The organism is Streptomyces caelestis (assembly GCF_001279005.1).
In the GTDB taxonomy this organism is placed as follows: Bacteria; Actinomycetota; Actinomycetes; order Streptomycetales; family Streptomycetaceae; genus Streptomyces; species Streptomyces heliomycini.
On the sequence record NZ_LGCN01000267.1, the window covers coordinates 1 to 16113 of the forward strand.

Below are 16113 nucleotides of genomic sequence, written 5' to 3' on the forward strand. Positions count from 1 at the left end.
GCAACCGGTCGCTGCTGTTCCGTGACCCCGACGGCAACCTCGTCAACTTCTTCACCCCCGTCACCCCGGCGGCCAGGGAGAAGTTCGCACGCTGACGCCACGCACAGCCGCTCACGCGGGAGCCCTGAGATCCGGGTTCCCGGTGAACGCGGCCGCCGCGTCCAGGAGCGCCACCAGCAGGAGGCACCGGAACGCACCGCTGACCCCCGAAGGACGTCTGCGCTTGTGCCTGCGGATCGACGCCGGACGTCCGATCGCGCACGTCGCCGCGGAAGCCGGGATCTCGCGCCGTTGCCTGGCGAAGTGGTACGCCTGCTGGCGGGCGCACGGCGAGAACGGACTGCTCGACCACTCCTCCCACCCCGCTACCAGCCCCGCCCGCACCCCCGAGGACATCGCCGACTTGGTGGAGGCGCTGCGGCGGCGGACCAAGCACGGGCCGGCCCGGCTCGCCGCCGGCCTACAGCGGCTGCACGGCGTCACACTCGCGCCGGCGACCGCCCACCGCATCCTGGTGAGGCGAGGACTCAACCGGCTCCGGGACCTCGATCCACCGACCGGCGAGCAGCTGCGGGAGGTCATCCGCTACGAGCACGACCGGCTCGGCGACCTGGTCCACGTCGACGTCAAGAAACTCGGACGTATCCCGACCGGCGGCGGCTGGCGGATGCACGGCGTCGGCACCGAGTCCGCCCGCGCTTCCAAGCGCACCGGTCCCGACACCGGCAAGGTCGGATACACGTACCTGTGTTCGGCGCTCGACGACCACTCCCGGCTCGCCTACACCGAGGCCCTGGACGATGAGAAGGCCGTCACCGCGGTCGCCTTCTGGCACCGTGCCGTTGCCTTCTTCGCCGCCCACGGCATACACCGATCCGCCGCTGCCTCACCGACAACGGTGCGTGCTACCGGTCTACGACCTGGGCTGACGCGCTCGCCGCGACCGGCACGAAGCACAAGCGGACCAGGCCGTACACGCCGCGCACGAACGGGAAGGTGGAGAGGTATGACGGGACGCTCTCCCGCGAGTGGGCGTACGTCCGCGGCTACACGACCGAGCGTGAACGACGCGTCGCACTGGTGGAGTTCGTGAACTACTACAACCACGAGCGGCCGCACGCCGCACTCGGCGGCCGACCGCCCATCAGGCGGACCGCCGGGAGCGACTACCGGATCGTCTTCGACCAGCCGCCCGAACCACTCACGGACATCCCGCAGCAGCTCACCTTCGAGGACTTCGTGCAACCAAGGTCCCGAGACACCACACTTAACTGGCTCTTCCTGCCTGGAAGTTACACCACTCACCGTACAGACCCGCACTCCGTCACAGTCCCGCACCGCCTCACTGTGTGGGGCCGGTCAGGCGGCCGGCACGGTGCCGAGTTGGTCATGCACGTTTGCTACCGCGTTGATCTGATCTGTGCCCGCCTGGGTGAGGAAGACCCACGTCCCGTAGACGCCCCACATGAGGCCGAGCAGCGAACTCGCGGCGTAGAAGCCCATTCCGTTGGTGGAGCCGACGGTGGCGAACAGTCCGGCGGCGGCGATACCTGCCGCGAACACGACGAGCGCGACGACGAGGATGGGCCGCGCATGCTGGGACGTGCCACGGCGGGCTGCGTGGTCGAGCACCGAGAGCAGACTTGCGCTTGCTGCTGCGGCGACCAACAGTTCGACCCCGAGCGCCCAGGTCGGTTGCGGCAGGGTGACCAGCGATGCGGTGACTGTGGTTGTCAGGAACAGGGAGACGGTTTGCGCGGCGCGGTTGCGGTATTCCTGGGAGGTGGCGACGACGTCGAAGCGGAAGGCGACAACGATGAAGGTGAGGCCGGCGGCGCTTCCGCCGACGGTTGCGGCGAGCGTGGTCCACATGGCGGTTGCTCCTGTGCGATCCGTGCTGGGGTGGAAGGTCTCGGTGCGATGAAGTGCGGTGGGCGGCGGCCGTCGCACCGCCGCCCACCTCGCGGAACTACCTCGTTTCGACCTTGGCCATCGGGTCTTCACCGTTCTCCAGAGCGTTCACCGCGTTCTTCCAGGACGGGTCGGCCGAGTAGAGCTGGCTGCGCAAGTAGGCCCACACGAGAGCCCGCAGAGTCGCCACGCGCTCGGGATTCTCGTCGTCCGTCTCTGCCGCGTCGTATCCGGATATGCCACCGAAGATGTGACCAGCGCCGTACATGGTCACCATGGTCTTGTTGCCGCCGGGGCTGGCCGAGTAAGCGTCAGCACGGTAGCTGAGCCGATTGGAGAAGTTGGGGTTGAGGTCCTGATCGCCCACGATGATCAGGCCGGTGCCTGTCATCTGCTCGAAGTCGGTGTAATACAGCACCGGGTAGTTCGTCTTGGCCCACTCGGCGAAGTGCTCGTCGTTGCCGATGCCCGGAGCTCCGATGAGCACTCCCGCCTTGACGCGAGAGTCGGAGAGGTCCTTCGGCCGGTCGTCGTCCGGGTCCAGCATCTGGGCTCCGAGGAGGAGGGAGACGGTGTTGCCGCCCAGGGAGTGTCCTACGGCACCGACACGGTCCCTGTCGATCCGCCGTTCGGCAAGACCAGGGACGGCGGCCTCGATGTCGTCGAGGCGGTCGAGGATGTTGTGCATGTCGGTGGCGCGGTCACGCCAGAACAGGGGCGCGTCCTTGAGGTCGGTGTCGCGCAGACCGAGGGCCGTCGAGTCCAGGTGGGTCGGCTGGATGACCGCGAACCCGTGGGCGGCGAAGAAGTTCGCCAGCGGCCCGTAGCCGTTGTAGGAGGACAGGAAGTTCGCCAGCCCGTGCCCGTGGGACAGGAGGATGAGCGGCAGGTCGGTGCCGGTCGCGGGGATCGACACCTTGACCTCCAGCGGCACGGGCCGGCCGGGAACGTCGAGGGTGACCGGGTGGTAGGTGAGAACGGGTTGCGACGCGTTGACCGGGATGTTGGCGGCGTCGCTGTACGGCTTGTTCATCGGAGCCCTTTCGAGATCGGTGTTGACATAGCGCCTGTCGTAACTGGCGGTAGGCATGGAACTGGCGGTCGTGGCCGCGAGCCTGATGGGCCAGGAACGGCCGCCCGGCACCTGGGTCGGTGTGGACGGTGATCTCCGCAGCGGTGCACAGATCTCGTCAGGTGTTCGTCCCACGGTCTGACGGCAGGGGGAGGGCGACTGGCTCAACCATCGACTGTCATGCCTCCCTGGCCCGACGGATGCGCTTGTCCTGCCGGAAACTGTAAGATCAATCGAACAAGCCGAACTAGGGCGAAAATGACATGGCTGAGTCCGCGGTCGAAGGGCGTCGCAGAAGAGCACGGTTCGGAGTCGAGAGCCTGGCTGTGCGCGTTGCCGAGGGTGACTTCCCGACCGTTGTGAACAGCGGGTACACCGTCAAGATCACGCATGGCGGCTCCGCGCCCCCTTTTCAGTACCTCGGGCGGACCCAGGGTCCCCCTGTTCCTGGCGCGGTGACGGTGATCGAGCCCCATGAGGTCGTGAGCTGCCTCGCTCAGGACAAAGCCGCCGCTGACGGCCAGGCCGTTGTGCAACTGATGTTCATCGACGCCGATCTCATGCCAGTCGGCACAGGCCGGCCGCGCTTCCATGAGGTGACCTATTCAGACCGCAGCCTCTTCAACGGCATTGCCGCGCTGCACAGGGGTTTGGCGGACGGCGAGGATGAGTTGGATCTCGAGTCGTCGCTGATCCACTTGCTGAACGTCCTGCTCGCCAGGCATGCGGATGCTCCCGGCGCAGCGAGTCCGACACTTCGTCCTCGAGCGCTTCGTCAAGTACGGGAGATGCTCCACAGCCAACTGAACTCCAACATCAAGCTCGACGACCTCGCGGCAGTCGCCGGTTGCAGCAAACGCCACTTGATCAGGAGTTTCCGGCAGGCTTACGGGGTTCCACCGCACCATTACCGGACCCTGTTGCGCTTGGCACGCGCCAAGTCCATGCTGGCAGCGGGACGATCCGTGGCAGAGACCGCCGCCGAGCTTGGTTACTGTGACCAGAGCCAGCTCAATCGGCACTTCCGACGGGAATTCGGCATGAGCGCAGGTGGCTATGCCAGAACCGTGCGGTAGGTAGACCTGCGATGTCTTGGCTCAACTGCCACCTTGCCGGCCCCCATGGGAAAGCGCTGACCGGTGGGCCGGGTCACGTCCGCTCCGCACAGGCGGAGGTGAACCGTTCTGCGATGCGCGGCAGCGCCGGTCCTCGCCGCCGTGTGCGCGGGCAGCTGGGCGCCGAGGCAACCGCCACGCAGCCAATTCGGGCTAGTTGTAACCGCGAGCCGCCCTCGCTCGTCCCTGATTCCCTGGGGGACCCAGCTCCGGGTTGCGCCCACCATCGATCAGGACGAAAATCCGGACCACACACGGGCCAACATCCAGCTTACAGTGAGCCCAACCTGCGTTTCTCCTGGTCACGGCGCTGCTCATGGTGTACCACCAGCAGACGAAGAACCTCCTGGGACCAACGTGCACCGCCCCCAGACGCAGCGCCTTACCTGTGTCGACGGCGGCTGAGCGGCAAGGCCGGACTCGGTCTCTCAGTCCGGTCACCTGCCACGCAACGACTCTGAGTCGATCAATCCCAGATGCCCGAGTTCAACGGAGCGTAGTCAGCACCAAGTCAGCACGGGACAGGTGAGGACGGGTGATGACGTGGGCTTTTAGTCAGCACCAAACCAGCACGGGAGTCAGCACCGCACCGTCACATCATCCTGAACCACGCGTCCCGGACGGCACTCGTTTCGGTCATCACCGCTCCCCTGAACCGCCATTCCATAAGCCGGCATGGTGGCCGCACGTATAGCTGGTCCTCGAACTATATTGTCCCGCCACATGTGCGCTTGACCTGCGGATTCCTACGGTGTGGCGACACGCAAACGTCCCCGTCACACCCCAGGAAGTGGTGCCGATGTCGTCGCCCGCAACCGCTCCATCACACCCCAGGAAGTGGTGCCGATGTCGTCGCCCGCAACCGCTCCACCGGCCCCGAACAACCTCAAGCGCACCGTCGCCGCGTCCCTCATCGGCACCACCATCGAGTGGTACGACAACTCATCCGATCGGAGCTACGACCTGCGGCTTTCCGCTCCTGGCCCCGTGCGATCCGGCACCGAACCAGCACCGTGAAATCTCGCACCGCCCAGAAGTGACGAAGAGCCCGCTCGGAACAGGCCGCCGGCCCGCCCGACAAGGGCCCAGGAGGGTCACTCGCAGTAGGTGTGAACCTCGACCGGGGCGAGGGATTGGGGCGTCGTTCACGCTCGCCGACAGTCGTGACGACCTCGAGTGGTTCACCTCGATCATCTGCCGGAGAATCTCGTCCGGCAGCTCCCGGAGGGGACCGGGCCGGACCGCCTGCCCGGCCGAGGTGATGAGTACGTCGCAGGGTTGTCCTTGCTCCTCCTCCCCTTCATGGGTCGCGCACATGACGGCCGTCTGATCGACCACGTCAGCCTCGCGTTCCGCGTCCGGTAGTTCCATCGCCGCCACCACCGTTCTCGTTCCGTGCCGGCGAAGCCGACTACGTCGGTGTGGTGCCATCGGCGGATTCAGCCGCATCGAGGCGACCTGCACCAACCGCACCGGAGATCGAGAAGCTCCGGCAGAAGTCGGCTGATCCCCAACTCGCCGCGAACCGAGTCTTTGCCGGTATCGCACGCTCACCCTGGACGGCCCGGCCTCGTCGCGAAGGCGGCGGGCCATGTCGTCGGCGCAACCGCCGGCCTGCGGTCCCGAGTGGCTACGGTGGCCCACCAGCCACCGGGTCGTCATCGACGCCGATACCCGGCTCGTCGTGGTGGTCGGTGTCCGAGTTGGACGTGCGGGGCAGCGGGGCGGCGCCCCTTCGGGAGAAGACTCCGTCGGAGTTTGCCGGTGCCCGGCTGACGTTCGACACGCCGGCGCGGCGGACCGTGCCGGTAGGGAAGGTCGGGGAAGCCCGGCCAGGTACACCTCGCCGGCGCCCTCAAGTCTTCGGGAGCGGCACGAGGGCGGGACGATGTGCCTTCCTTCCGTCCACACCCCCGGCCGCCCCCTCCGCCCGTCACGCGTTCTCGCCCGACCCCAACCTCTTGTAGGCGTCCCTCACCGACGCGGGGAAAAGATCGTCCGGATGAGCGCGCAGCAGGGCCTCACGGTTCTCCACGCTCAGCTGGAACTCCTGCAACATGATTTCCGGCGCGAGCAGCCACATGGTCGCCTCTTCCGGCGAGAAGGACAGCCCGACCGCCTCCAGATGCTCACGCCGTACACGAGTCTCCACAAAGGCCGGCTCGTTCAGCAGGTCGACGAGCTTCGGGTCGGGCATCGGCCGCTCGGCCCGCAGGTAATCCCTGCCCCTGCGCCAGAGGATCACTCTCGGCCCGCTTGTCCCGTCGCCGGGGGCATGGGTACGCGAGGTGCCGTCCTCCGCGACCACGGTCAGGGTCAGGCCCCGGGCGGCTGCCAGCTCGGCTGCGTTCCGCTCCGTCACGTCGTCCCAGCGGCGGGGTGTGAACACCTGCTGACGGATGAGGGCTTCTTCCTGACTTTTCGTCAGTTCGAAATCCGCGGGGATCCGACCATCGGCTCGCCGCAGGCGCGCAGTCAGGATGCCGTTCTCGGAGAGCCCGGCGCGAACAAGCTCCTCGTCCGTGAACGGCCACTCACGGTCCAACCGGAGGAACGTGGGAATGGACTGCTGCCGAACCTCGGCGGCCGACGCGGTGGCACCCACCAGCTCCAGCGCGTCGGCGATCCCGGACCAGAAGCCGTTGCCGTCACCGGGTGGTTCCCTGAGCTCGTGAACGGTGCCGTCCGGGTCGACGAGTGTGGCCGGCTTCCCGTTGGTGACGACAGCGCGCCAGGTGCTGGTGGCTCCGCGTTCCCACGGTGGTGTCGAGTACGCGGGACGCAGCCCTTGACCGCTGGGCGTTCCAGTTTGCAGTGCTGCGGCAATCGTGTCCCGCTCGGCCGGAGCGGGCAACGGCGGCTCTCGCCGCAGGTCGTCGGACGGCAGAGCCGGCAGATAGTGCCCGTCCTTCGACAGCAGCACCATGTGCACAAGCTCTTCGTCGGGGACGCGGTGCACCAGCTCTTCGTCCGTTCCTTCGCCGACGGTGTCCAGGGGCCGGAAGTCCTGGAACGCTCCGTCCGCACGGACCACGGTGATCCGCGCGTTGAAGACACGGGCGGCGAGCGAGGGTTGCAGGTCGGCGGCGCCATGGTTCCATCCCGCGTCCTCCTCGGTGTCCCCTCTGCGCAGCAACTGTGTCCTGGCCAGACGTTGACGCTGCTCGGCGGGCAGCTCCGCGTGCAGCGGTATATGGCCCGAGTCCTCGTACTCGCGGCGCTCGGGGCTGCCCTCGCGGAAGTCCACCCCACTAGCGGCCAGATCCGAAGCGCTGAATGTGTCCTTGGTGTCGGGCGACGTGAACTTCAGCAGACCGCGGGCCCCGGGGTTGCTCAGCTCGTCGGCGAGCAGGCGCCGCAGACCGTCGATGATCTTTTGCCGGTCGGCCACGTCCACCCGGGCAGTGAGCCGGTCAGGGGCGGCGTGGTGCACTGCTTCAGCGAGGGCGTGGAAGAAGGCGTCTCCGTCGGTGGGGACGTCGTGAACCGTGTAGTGGTCGCCTCCCGGCGAGATGAGCCGGCCAGGACCGTCGGGTGTACTTTCCCGCACGATGTAACGCTCGGCGTCGGCGCTGTCGGTCTCCGCCACCGGGACCGGCTGGAAAACCACAGCCGGCGGTTCGGCCTGGCCTGCGCGCAGCTCCGACTCACCGGCCTGGTGGGCTTCGGCCGGCAGCTGGTGCCACCGTGTGAGCCGGTCGGCCGCCGCCCGCACGCGGTGGAACTCCTTGGCCGCGGCATCGGCCTGCTGCAGCAGATGATTCATGGCGGCCTGGGTCTTGGCCCGTCGCGGCAGATCCTTCATGGAGGCCCGCTTACGCTTTCGCTCCTCCCCCTGCAGGTCGGCCAGGGCTCGACGCTGCTCCCAGTAGGCGCTGTCCGCGTCCGTCCAGGCTTGGCCCGCCTTGACGACCTGGGTCCAGGCGTCCGCGACCCGGGAAGGGAAGTTCTCGTCGTTGATCAGGCCCAATTCGCGGGCCACATCCTCGTGGACCAAGGCGATGATCTTGCCCTGTGTCTCAACCGCCTGCGGACGGGACGTGATGGGGCCGAACGGGCTGCTGCGGGTCACCTCCGCCACGCCGAGCCAGTCGGTCGGGATCGCGAACACGAAGCTGCGGCCGGCGACCTTGGTGTTGAACTGGGCGCTCTCCTGGCCGGCGATGACCTGACCACCGGCCTCTGCGGTGCTCGGGCCGGCCATGGAGGCGGACGGGGCGACAGAGCCCGCGTCGTTGGCGGCGAAAGCCGCCCGCCCGCCGAGTGAGTACTCAAAGCCGCTCGTGTGCTCCTCAGCCCCAGCCCGGCCTGCGCTGTGCCGTTCGGCGCTCTCCATGGTGCTGACCGGTATCACCGCCAGCAGCGTGGCCCGGGTGAAGTCCGGCCCGGAGTAGAGCCGGTAGTCACCGGTGCTGCCGCCCTCGTTCAGGCCGGGGACCTCGTAACCGGCAGCGGTCGCGCTGTCCTCGAAGAAAGCGGCCAGTGCTGCGTCGCCGGTTGCGTTGTCCAGGGCCAGCGCAGAGCCGGTTCCGGGGCGGGTCAGCCCGGTGCTGCGGGCCTCTTCCAAGGCGTCGGCCAGGTCCTTGCCGGTCAGTGTGAGGGGTGAGCCGGCGGGAGCGACGGAGGAGCCGTATGCCGTGGCGATGGCCAGAACGCCGGCTTCCCTCAGCGTTTCGAGGCCGACGATCCGGCGGACGTGGAAGCCGCTGGACGGCAACTGGATCGGCCCCTGTGCGCCGTGCGGCTGCCGTGCGGAACGCCACGCGGCGATGTGTCGGAGGACCGCGCCGTCCTGCGGCCACAGGACGACCGAACCGCTGGGGTCGTCCAGCGAGGGCGGGCCGAGCACATCGTCCGTCTGGCCGATGCGCGCAACGCTCAAGCTCAGCGGCACCTGCTCGCGCAGTGTGCCCACCGGGCCCTCCTCGGTGAGGGTGGGCTTGTCCCTTCCGAGGTCGAGTGTGAGCCGCAGCGTGTAGGGGGTGCGGTAGTCGGCGTGCGGCTCTCGCGCGTAGAAGATGTGCCGCTTCGTGCGTGCGCGGGAACGGCCGTGGGAGGTCAGGTCGGAACTGGTGGTCTGCACACCGAACTGCGGTCGGAGGGACTCGGGGCCGCCCAGTCCCGGCTCGGATCCCGGGGCCACCGTCGCCACCTGCTGCATGGCGGTCAGACCCATACCACGAGAGCGGACCGAGGACCCTCCGTCCGTCCGGGTCACGGTGGCGATCCGGGTGTCCTCCATGACGACGCCGTGGTCAAGTCCGACGAACTCCGACTCACCCGCGATGAGTTCCACCCGCAAAGAACCGGCGCGGCTTCCGATGCGGATGAACGGGGTGCGCCAGCGGCCGACCCGGGTGCGCGCGGCCGCGCCGGTGGAGGTCATCTGCTCACGAAGGGCCCGCACCGCTCGCGGAGTGACAAGGGAGTGCACGCGCTCACGGTCCGCCTCGTCCACGTTCCAGCGTTGCAACTGCTCGTCGAAGGCGGCCAGTACCTTGCTGGTGTCCAACGAGTTGACGGGATACGACCCGAAGGGGTGGTCGTGCCACCATGTGGTCTGAGCCCACTGATGGGACACGTAGCGGGGAACGTCCCCCAATCCGTCCTTCAGGATTCCCAGCTGATGCGCGGCCTTCTCCGGCACCTGGCCCAGATAGCTCGAGGGGAAGGTGAGCTGCTTTCCGTTGAACCTGTCGCGGTACGGGCCGAGAAACCCCTCCGGCCGCACGGATGCCACGATGTCGTGCTGAACGTCCCCGGACAGCAGGATCTTGTAGCCACTGTCGTCGCGGTTGATGTCCGAGGTGACGGTGCGGGTCACCTTTGTGCTCTCGGTGCGAGAGCTGCCTCTGCGGTACTGCACTCCGACGATGGTGCTGAGTTCGGTCCCGCCTGTGGTACCGCCGCCGGACAGGGTCCAGCCACTGCTCGTGGCCGCGGTCACCGACTCCGCCATGCGCAGATCACTGCTGACGCCCGTCTCCGTCTCCAACTTGATCGGCCCGGATGCCACGCGCAGGTTGAGGATCCGCATACGGTGGACCAATTCGCCCACTCTGTCTCGCCAATGGCCTTTGGCGATCACGGAGATCCGCGAGCCGACAGGACCGGATCTCTGGTCGAAGCCGCCTGTCAGGAGCTGCGGCTGGAGGAATCGCACGATGGCGTCATGAGGGAGGGCTCCGGGACGGGAGAAGTGCCAGGACGCGCCGGAAGCCGTTCGCATGAGATCCACGGCGACGCCCATGAGCCGCTCGTCCGTGCCGACGCCGAGAGTCTGATGAGGCTGGTCGCCGAACACGTCAGGACCATGCCCCTCGGAAACCACCGCGGCGTTACGGGTCGCCAAGGCCCGCGTGTGCGCAGGGTCCAGCTCCACCGCCTCGATAGCAACGGCGCTCTCGGCCACGTCCGGATCGGTGGCGGGCGTGTACTCGTCCGGTACGGCCAGCACGACCCGGCCCACGAACTCGTCCGCGCTGCCGCCGACGAGGTCCGTGCTCCCTTCGTCCTGGAGGTAGTGCTGTCGGCCGAGCCATCCGAGCGTGAGCGCCCTCGGCCCGCTGCGGTAGCGCCAGAAGCCGCCGATCTCCGCGGTCAGTTCCAGCCGGTAGCTGTGCAGATGGGAGGGGAGGGAGCTGATGGCCAGCTGCTCCTGCGACGCGGTGGCTCCATACTGGGTCCCGCGGCCGTTCTGCCCTCTCCGGGTGTAACCGCCCGAGACGTTCGCGGTGTCCGCAAAACCCCAGAGCGACACGTCGGTTCCCAGCTCACGGGTGTGCGTCGTGCTTTGCGAGCCGTCGAGGCGTTCGGTGCCCGGCGCGCTGTGCCGCAGGATCAGGTCGTTCTGGGTGCCCTCATAGCGGCGCCCGGTCAGCACACCGCGGATCCTGATCGAAAGGCGAGGGCGCATGACAATGCCGGGGACGACGTCCAGTTCGATCACCAGCCCCGTCATGAGCTCCTCGAGGCTGCCCGCCATGCGGTGATGTGACAGGGCGTTCATCACACGGAGTGTGTTCCGCAGCGCGAGGTTGTAGTGCTCCCGGTCGCGCCAGCGTGAGTGGTTCGGATCGCCGAAGTCCTCCAGCGGTGCCAGCAGGTCCGGGTACGTCTTGGCAGCGCTCCCGATCACCCTGTCGGTGAAGGCTTGCAGCCAACTCTTCTGCTGGTCCTCGTCCTTCACGAGGTCGCTGTCGTAGAGGAAGGCCTCGGGCCTGCTCATACCGAGTACAGCGGGGCGGTCCTTGGTCAAGTAGGCCGGGGCGTACGGCTCGTTGGCGGGTTCCCTCTTGCGGAGAGTCGTGCCGTCGTCCCAGCCCGCGAGACGCCGCGCCTCGGTGTGCGTCATCCGGTCCAGGCTCCAGGTGTCGAACGTGATGACCTCACCACCGGTCCTGCGCACATGCACGGTCTTCTGGACCTTGTAGAGGACGGTCGGCACGTTCTTGGCCCGACCGACGATCTTTCGCCCTCCCGAACCGCCGAATGTACTGCTGTGCGTACTGCTGCGGTCGTAGCCGACAGAGGGGCCGGCCATCAGGCTGCCCAGGGGGCCGAGGCCGGAGGAAGGACCGAGCGTGAGGTTGACTCCTCGGCTGGACGTCGTTGAGAGTGTCCGTTCGTTCGTGGCCGTCTGCTGGATGGTGTGGCGCATCTCGGCGGCTCTGCTCTCGGTGAGCAGTTCAGCCTCTCCGGGGACGACCTTCTCCACGACGAACGCCCCCAGCGGCGATCCGTCCTCGGCGAACAGCGGGTCCGAGGGGACATTTCCCTTGGCCAGACGGTCCGCTGCGCGGTGGAAGTTCTCCGAAGTGAGGAACTCGGTGATGTACTCGTACGCCGCGCTGCCGGGAACGGCTCCGAATCCGTCGACGAGCTGCTCCGCCAGCCCCCGGACCGGTCCGTAACCCTCGGTGTGCACCAACCGGTAGTCGGACCGCTCGTCCAGCTCCATGCGGTCCGGCACACGGCCCGGATCGGCGGCCAGGGTCTCACTGTCCGCCAGCCGCACCGCCAGCCCGTTGCGCACCGCGAAGGTGAACGTCTCGCCTGTGGTGGAGGAACCGGCAGGCCGCCCACCGGAGCTCACGGTTTCGGGCGCGCCACTGAGGGAGACTTCGTACGCCACGTCATCCAGATGCAGGTGCGACGCCTCCGCCGTCCGTGTCTCCACCTGGCTGACCGTCTCGTCCTGCATGCCGTACTCGGCCGTGCGGGTGGAGCCGGCTGTCACGCCGAGACGTGCGAAAGCGGCCGCACCCGGGGCGGGCAGGACGGAGACACCTCGCGCCGCCCGCCGGCCTGTCCCCACGGACTGCACGGCACCCGCGGTGACCTGGCTGCGCTGAGCGACTTCCAACTTCGCCGGCTCTCCGTGGAGATCGGTGAACCGTTCCCAATTGCCGTACGGCCGGGTGACCACCCGCAGCACCCGTATCGGGGAGTTCCCGAAGGCGGAGGACTGGTACCCGTCGCCGTGGAACCTCTGCGGGACGGTGCGCATCGCCTGGCTCAGATCTGCCAGCACCTCGCTCAGACCGGGCACGGTCGACGCTTCGCCGCCGAGGTGGGTCGAGACGATCTCGCTGATCTCCTGCAAGGCCAAGTCGGCACCGCGCAACGTGACCTGGCTGTGGCCGTAACTTCGGCCCTTGGTGTCGTCCGCGCCGTCCCCGGTCAGGTACTCCGGCAGCCTACTGTCATCGTCGAAGCGCACCGGTCCGCCCTCAAGGGACGGCGACGGCATCGAGTGATCGATGCGCGGCGGCCGGTGCACCTCAAGTGCCGTCTCGATCCGGGCGAAGACGATCCTCTGCTGACCGGCATCCGGGACACCCGCGGAGTCCTCGCCCGGCTCAGTGGGCTCGTGGTCGAGGCCACCGTCGGAAGGTGCCATCGACTGCTGATCACCGGCCCTCGCCCCCATCGTCGGCCGTGGCTGTCGTTCAGTCGTATGCACGCTCTGATCAGCAGTGGTTTCACTCGCCGTCACACTACTTTCCACCACATGGTCGCGATCCGGTTCGTGCACCATGCGGTAGTCCACCGAAGGCGCCGTGTCTCCGCTGACTGGCGCCTCCTGCGTCTCACCAGGGGAAGCACCGTCGGAAAGGGCAACCGACTCCGTAGCGGGTTCCGCGGCCGGCCGCACCACCACCGCGTCTGCCTCACCCCCGGCGGCGCCATCAGCAGGGACCCGGTCTGTGAAGGCGCGGACGCCATAAGGAAGGTAGGGGGTCAGGATATCTGCGATCTGCTGGAGATGGTCGGACGTGATGACGATGCGCGATTGAAGATTCTCAAACTTCCCCATCAAGCTCGATTCACCCGCAGAAAGCACCTGTGTGCTGCGCCCTCCAGGCGTGAGCAGGACCTTCTCCGAGGCATCGTCGTCACGGGGACCGTATCCGTGGAAGACTTCATGGAAATGGGCAGCCGGGTGCACATCGGTGTACCAACGGTTCTGGACCATGTCCCGGGCTCCACCGGGCAGGCCGTCCCGGACCTGAACCTCCTGGTGCGCGCGGTCCTTCGAACCGACAAACTCCACAGCGAACTGCACCCGGGGGCCAGGCAACTGCGGGCCGGTGACCTGATCCGGCTGGAGAACCTTCAGCCGGTTCCCCTCCCGGTTCACCTGCTCCATAAATGCAGCGAGACGCAGACGCATGGCAGCCACCCGAGCCGGATCCGCATTCTGGTCTTCGAGGAAGAGCCGGCGGGTCAGGCGGATGGTCTCCTGCCCGGGCCGGTCACCGGCGTACCACTCCCAGTCATAGCCGACCTCCGTCCGTTCACCGGAACGCCCACGCCGACCGTCAGGCCGCTGCACTCTGCGCCTGCCGTCCGGCGCGACAATGAATTCGAACGGCTCAACCGGCCGTTCCCCATCCCGACGCCGGTTACTCCCGGACCGTTCCTCATCGGACCGTCCAGGATTGACACCATAAGGAAGCCAACGATCGGTACGGACCTCACCCGAACCCAACAGCTCACCCAGACCGGACGAATCCCCCGGCAACACACCTGGACCGACCGAAGGCACCCCCGCCCCACCGGCCTGCCCCGAGGAGTCCTCGCCGCCAGTCGGCAGGCCGACGGCCAGTGCGACGTTCTTCCCGAGTTCCGGTCGGCCGGGTGCGGGCCGTCCAGGCCACGCACCGTCATCTTCTTCCTGTGCGATGGCAGTTACCATGGCCGACTGCAGGTCGGCCATCGCCGAGGACTCGTCATCGTCGGGGTTCGCGCCGGCGGCCCCGGACTCCGGATCCAGGCCGGCCGGGTTCCCAGCCGTCACCATTGGCCCATCAGCCTGCTCGTGCGACAACGCGGGCATCGCACCGGGCGACGCCATCTCGTTCCCGTCGCTGCCGTCGGCGCTCGAAGTCCCAGACAGCCCACTCGGATCAGACGAAGCCTCGGATTCGTCGGCGCCGGCCGGCACAAAGCCAACCGGCGCAGGCGGGGCAGACTCGGTCACATACGGCACGCCGGTCGGCTCCGGACCACCACCTGGTTGACCGAGCTGGTCAGGAGACGGGAGCATCGCGTCCTGCTGCTCCTCACCATTGGCCGGCCACTCGACCTCGCCGGATGCAGGAGGCCAGGTTCCCTCACGCTCTTCGTGTCCGTCGTAGACGCTGACGACAGCCTCCGCCGGAATCGAACCCGTGAAGGCGACCTCTCGCTCATGCGGGTAATGATTCCTCCAAGACTTAGGGAGCCGCTTACCATCCTTTTCCTTGGCCATGGTGATATTGATGTCGATGCCGCAGGAGTCCTCCATAAGCGACGTGTCGATCTCGTAACGATATCGCTTCCCCTTGAACCACAGTTTGGGATTGCGGGTGGTCGAGACGAACTGCGACGGAGAATTTGTAAATTTGGCCCAATCCCAAATTTGAGTGAGATTTTCGGGAGCTCGAGGGTGAAAGCCGCCGACCTTATATATTTCCTCCGGCGGACGATCATCGAACCGAAACAGCCTCTCCCCCGGTTCACTCGGCCGCACGTAAGGGCGATCGCGCTTCTCCACCATGCTCATGTTCACCGCGGGTGCCGCGTCAGGGGCGAAGTCCTCAAAACCCCCGGACTCCACATCCACATCGAACCCGAGCCCGTCCTCGAACCCGAGCAGCGCAGCCGTGACCCCATCCGCGGATCCGTCCTCCAACTCGTCCAAGCGCACCTCGTCCAGGAATTCACTCAGCTCGGCCGGAATCTCCTCCGAAGAAGACCGCTGCGAGTGAAGCCGCTGCCCCGGGAAGCCGCTGCCCCGGCAGTTTCAGCCCCCTCTCACGCGCATACAGATCAGCAATCCTCTTCAAGACCGCCAACGGCAGAAAAGTCTCACCATGCTTGAAGTGTCTCAATTGATCTTTCGTGGCTCGAACTTTGCCGGCGATGTATGAGTAAGGATATTCCCTGTTCAGCCACGCCACTTGTTCCTGAGCGACCTTCACCCGGACTGCGTACCGCGGCGCATCACGGTACTCTTCCCGCTTTTCATGGATCGCGCCCAACACCTCGGGCGACACCAAGTGCCATTCCTCGTCCTGGATGGCCTTCTTGTCGTCGTCAGAATCGGCATCAATCTCCTTGAACAGGGCGGCCAGCGTACCCAGTTTGGACGTCAGATCATCAACGGCCTCCTCCAGCCTCCGCACATCACTGCCGCCCCCGCCCGGGAAAGACCGCTGCGAGTCAAGTTGCTGCACCTGCACTTCCGGCCCTCCCTCAGCCACATACAGACCAGCAATCCTCTTCAAGACCGCCAACGACAGAAATCGTTGATGATACCTGAAGTTGTGGACTTCATGCTTCGTGGCTCCAACTTTGTTGGCGATGTATGAGGACCCCCTATTCTTCTCCCTCTGCAGCCACACCATTTGCTGCCGAGCGATCTGCACCCGGACTGCGAACCGCGGCGCATCACGGTACTCTTCCCGCTTTTCATAAATCGCGTCCAGCACCTCGGGCGACACCGAGTCCCATTCCTCTTCCCGGATG

At 66.9% G+C, this 16113-nt stretch carries 5 protein-coding genes and 2 pseudogenes; 3 read left to right on the plus strand and 4 right to left on the minus strand.

What is annotated here, in order from left to right:
* Both ADK41_RS43775 and ADK41_RS36965 read left to right on the plus strand, forming a co-directional pair.
* Nucleotides 1-95 (plus strand): annotated as a pseudogene (locus ADK41_RS43775) (VOC family protein); the annotation flags it as partial.
* A 47-nt stretch (nt 96-142) separates the two neighbouring features.
* Nucleotides 143-1152 (plus strand): annotated as a pseudogene (locus ADK41_RS36965) (IS481 family transposase); the annotation flags it as partial.
* Between the two features lie 207 nt (nt 1153-1359).
* On the opposite strand, the gene ADK41_RS36970 reads toward ADK41_RS36965, so the two are convergent.
* Both ADK41_RS36970 and ADK41_RS36975 read right to left on the minus strand, forming a co-directional pair.
* The gene (locus ADK41_RS36970) at nt 1360-1872 is read right to left on the minus strand and encodes a hypothetical protein (protein WP_051843709.1); all 513 of its coding nucleotides are present in this window, start codon (nt 1870-1872) and stop codon (nt 1360-1362) included.
* A gap of 97 nt (nt 1873-1969) precedes the next feature.
* Nucleotides 1970-2944 carry an alpha/beta hydrolase family protein gene (locus ADK41_RS36975; RefSeq protein WP_030837156.1) on the minus strand — a complete coding sequence of 325 codons (975 nt, stop codon included), beginning with the start codon at nt 2942-2944 and terminating at the stop codon, nt 1970-1972.
* Between the two features lie 302 nt (nt 2945-3246).
* Between ADK41_RS36975 and ADK41_RS36980 the strand changes: the two genes are divergently transcribed.
* Nucleotides 3247-4059: a helix-turn-helix domain-containing protein gene (locus ADK41_RS36980; protein ID WP_234319202.1), complete on the plus strand. Its 813-nt coding sequence runs from the start codon at nt 3247-3249 to the stop codon at nt 4057-4059.
* Nucleotides 4060-6031: 1972 nt separating this feature from the next.
* Here the strand turns inward: ADK41_RS36980 and ADK41_RS36990 are convergent.
* Both ADK41_RS36990 and ADK41_RS36995 read right to left on the minus strand, forming a co-directional pair.
* Nucleotides 6032-15286, minus strand: coding sequence for a scabin-related ADP-ribosyltransferase (locus tag ADK41_RS36990; RefSeq protein WP_158717738.1), 9255 nt, complete (start codon nt 15284-15286; stop codon nt 6032-6034).
* A gap of 19 nt (nt 15287-15305) precedes the next feature.
* A partial coding sequence (locus ADK41_RS36995; RefSeq protein WP_209438661.1) for a hypothetical protein occupies nt 15306-16113 on the minus strand: 808 nt, incomplete at its 5' end.

What these genes read in the sequence shown, in the direction of transcription:
- ADK41_RS36970 (WP_051843709.1), bottom strand. Translation starts at nt 1,872, where the DNA reads ATGTGGACCACGCTCGCCGCAACCGTCGGCGGAAGCGCCGCCGGCCTC.
- ADK41_RS36975 (WP_030837156.1), bottom strand. Translation starts at nt 2,944, where the DNA reads ATGAACAAGCCGTACAGCGACGCCGCCAACATCCCGGTCAACGCGTCG.
- ADK41_RS36980 (WP_234319202.1), top strand. Translation starts at nt 3,247, where the DNA reads ATGGCTGAGTCCGCGGTCGAAGGGCGTCGCAGAAGAGCACGGTTCGGA.